2 protein-coding genes and 1 pseudogene are annotated in these 3592 nt (G+C 70.9%); 1 reads left to right on the forward strand and 2 read right to left on the reverse strand.

What is annotated here, in order from left to right; genetic code table 11:
• Positions 1 to 1436 (reverse strand): methylmalonyl-CoA mutase family protein (locus tag GT042_RS23130; RefSeq protein ID WP_161310647.1); only part of this gene is annotated, 1436 nt, incomplete at its 3' end.
• A 208-nt stretch (positions 1437 to 1644) separates the two neighbouring features.
• On the opposite strand from GT042_RS23130, the gene GT042_RS23135 reads away from it, so the two are divergent.
• Positions 1645 to 2601, forward strand: a complete 957-nt coding sequence (locus GT042_RS23135; RefSeq protein ID WP_161310648.1) for a L,D-transpeptidase family protein — start codon at positions 1645 to 1647, stop codon at positions 2599 to 2601.
• A gap of 294 nt (positions 2602 to 2895) precedes the next feature.
• Here the strand turns inward: GT042_RS23135 and GT042_RS23140 are convergent.
• Positions 2896 to 3592: pseudogene (locus GT042_RS23140) on the reverse strand (hypothetical protein); the annotation flags it as partial.

Here is a 3592-nt window from a genome sequence, read left to right on the forward strand (position 1 = left end):
AGCCGCGCCAGCCGCGCCGCCTGCCGGGCCTCGATCTCCGGGTCGACGCGCAGCGGTTCGTACGGCGCCTCGTCCGCGTCCGGGTCCATGGTGTGCCGGTTGACCCCCACCACGACCCGCTCGCCGCTCTCGGTCCGCCGGGCCACGTCGTACGCGCTGCGCTCGATCTCCGCCTTCTGGAAGCCGCGTTCGACGGCCCCGACCGCCCCGCCCAGGTCCTCGACCCGGGTCATCAGCGCCACCGCCGCCGCCTCCACCTCGTCCGTCATCGCCTCCACGGCGTACGAGCCGGCGAAGGGGTCGACGGTCGCGGTGAGGTCCGTCTCGTACGCCAACACCTGCTGGGTACGGAGCGCGAGGCGGGCGGCGTGCTCGGTGGGGAGGCCGATGGCCTCGTCGTACGCGTTCGTGTGCAGGGACTGGGTGCCGCCGAGGATTGCCGCGAGTCCCTGGACGGTGACCCGTACCAGGTTGATCTCCGGCTGCTGCGCGGTCAGTTGGACACCGGCCGTCTGGGTGTGGAAACGGAGCATCTGCGACTTCGGGTCCTTCGCGCCGAACTCGTCGCGCATGATCCGCGCCCAGATCCGCCGGGCGGCCCGGAACTTGGCGACCTCTTCGAGCAGTGTCGTCCGCGCGACGAAGAAGAAGGAGAGCCGGGGCGCGACCTCGTCGATGTCCATTCCGGCGGCGAGAGCGGTCCGTACGTACGCGATGCCGTCGGCGAGGGTGAACGCGATCTCCTGCACGGGCGAGGCACCGGCCTCCGCCATGTGGTAGCCGGAGATCGAGATGGTGTTCCAGCGGGGCATTTCGGCGCGGCAGTACGTGAAGATGTCCGCGACCAGCCGCAGGGAGGGTTCCGGCGGAAAGATGTAGGTGCCGCGGGCGATGTATTCCTTGAGCACGTCGTTCTGGATCGTGCCCGTCAGGGCGCTTCCCGGAATTCCCTTCTCCGCGGCGACGAGCTGGTACATCAGCAGCAACAGCGCGGCGGGCGCGTTGATCGTCATCGAGGTGGAGACCTGGTCGAGGGGAATGCCGTCGAACAGCACCCGCATGTCGTCCACGGAGTCGACGGCGACCCCGACCTTCCCGACCTCACCGCCCGCCAGGGGCGCGTCGCTGTCGTGGCCCATCTGGGTCGGCAGGTCGAAGGCGACGGACAGGCCGGCCGTGCCGTGCGCGATGAGCTGCCGGTAGCGCGCGTTGGACTCGGCGGCGGTGCCGAATCCGGCGTACTGGCGCATCGTCCAGGGGCGGCCGGTGTACATCGTCGGGCGGATGCCCCGGGTGAAGGGGTACGAGCCGGGCGCGCCGAGCTTGCCGCGGGGGTCCCAGCCGTCGAGGGCGGCGGGGCCGTAGACGGGGTGGATGGAGAGACCGCTCTCGGTGAGGCGGGCGGTGTCCGGATGGGGGTGGGGGTCGGGTGCCATGTCCGGGGCCTCTGTTGTCCGTATGGGCCGGTGTCTGTGTCCGTGTCCGTGCTGCCTGCGCCCATGATCGACGCAGGCAGGGAGACATCCGGGCCCGACATGCCCGGAATCTTCCGTGGGCCGGGAGCCGCGCCGGGTGTGAAGCGGTTTCTTTCCGGGGAGTTGCCACTGGACTTCATGACTCAGAGGGAGAAACAGGGGAGCGAAGATGCTCAGGACCTCCGCACTGCGCAGAGGGCTCGCGACGGCGGCCGTGCTGGCCGTGGGTGTCGGCTGTACGGTGCGGCCGACCGACGGCGGGACGGCCGGGGCCGACGGCAAGTCGGGGGGCGGTGGCGCGGCGGCGATGGCCACCCCCGGGGCCGGATCCGGTACGCCGTCGCCCTCCGCGCCGCCCAGGCCGTCGAAGAACCCCGCCGCCCGGCCGAGCGCGACGCCGTCCCCCTCGGGTTCCGTATCGCCTTCCGCTTCCGCCTCCTCTTCGGCGCGTACGCCGTCACCTGCCCGTACCCCTTCGCCGGGCGTGGCGAAGCCGAGAACGGTGATGGCGAGCGGAGCCGAGAACGACCAGGTACGCGAACTCCAGGCCAGGCTGCGGCAGATCGGCCACTTCGACCGCACACCGACGGGTTACTACGGCACGCTCACCGCCACGGCCGTCGCGTCGTTCCAGGGCAAGCGCGGACTGGCCCGTACGGGCACGACGGACACCGTCACGTGGGAGAAGCTGCTCGGGATGACGAAGAAGCCGACCCGCGACGAACTGTGGCCGCCGACGGAACGGCCGGTCGCGGCGCCCGATCCCCGGTGCCTGAAGGGGCGGGTGCTGTGCATCAGCAAGAACAGCCGGACGCTGTCGTGGATGGTCGACGGCAAGCGCGTGTCCTCGATGGATGTGCGTTTCGGTTCGGAGTACACACCGACACGCGAGGGCACGTTCACGGTGTTCTGGAAGTCCCGGCACCACGTCTCGACGCTGTACGACACGGCGATGCCGTACGCGATGTTCTTCAGCGGCGGCCAGGCGGTCCACTACTCGGCGGACTTCGCGGCCAGGGGCTACACGGGCGCGTCACACGGCTGCGTCAACGTACGGGACGAACCAAAAATCGCGAGCCTCTTCGCCGAGGTGAAAACGGGCGACAAGGTAGTCATCTACTGGTAGCCCACCAAACCTGCCGGCACTGACCGCAACCATCAATTGAGCAACCCCCACCCACAGCACCACATCCGCGAAAGCGGCGCCGGCTTAGGCGCAAAGGGGCTCGCCGGCTTAGGCGCAAAGAGAGTGGCGCGGGCGGGACCGGGGGAACGTGTCCCGCCCGCGCCGATGCGCTGAGCCGAAGGTACGGGGGGAACCCCGGCTCGTTGCGCGGCCGATGACCAGTCGGCTCACCTAGTACTGCGCCGGGGCGCGCGAAAACGTCACACCTGATCGCTGATCAGGAGAACGCGCAGGTCAGAGCTGTTCGGAGGGGTCGGGCGTCTCCGAGGGTGTGGGGGCAGGGGTGGGGGTCGGGTCCGCAGATGTCTCGGGGATTTCAGGTGTCCCGGGTGTGTCGGGTGTCTCCGGCGGCGGGGTGGTCGAGCCGGTGCCCAACGTCGGGGGGTGCGGGGGGATGTGAGGTTCGTACGGGTGGACGGTGGGTTCGCCGGGCGTACCGTCGACGGGACCGCCGCCGTTGCCATGGCCGGCACCGTTGCCATGGCCGGGGCCGTTGCCGTTCCCTTCCCCGCCCCCTCCTCCCGTACCGTTGCCGGTCTTTCCGCCGCCCGTCCCCTTGCCGCCGCCGTCCCTCGTGGCCTTGACCTCCAGCAGCCAGTCGCAGAAGCGGCGGGCCTGGGCGGGGTTCTCGGCGGCCCGGTCCAGTTCTTCCTTGCGCGCCTGGTCGATCCGGCCGTCGCGGTAGGCGAGGCAGGCGGCCACCGTCCTGCTGTACCAGGTGGAACCCTTGACGCGCGGGGCCCCGGCGGACCAGTCGTGATGCTTGCCCACCGGGCCGATCGGTTCGTCCGCGCCGTCGCCGTGGGTGCTCTCGCCCTCCGCCTCGGCGGTGGCGGCGCCCGGGGATTTCGAGGCGTCGGGGGTGGCCGGGCCGGAGCCGCCGCCCATGGTGCCGGCGCCGTCGGGCCGGCCGGAGGCGAGCGGCTGGGGC

This window comes from Streptomyces sp. SID3212 (assembly GCF_009865405.1).
Taxonomy (GTDB): domain Bacteria; phylum Actinomycetota; class Actinomycetes; order Streptomycetales; family Streptomycetaceae; genus Streptomyces.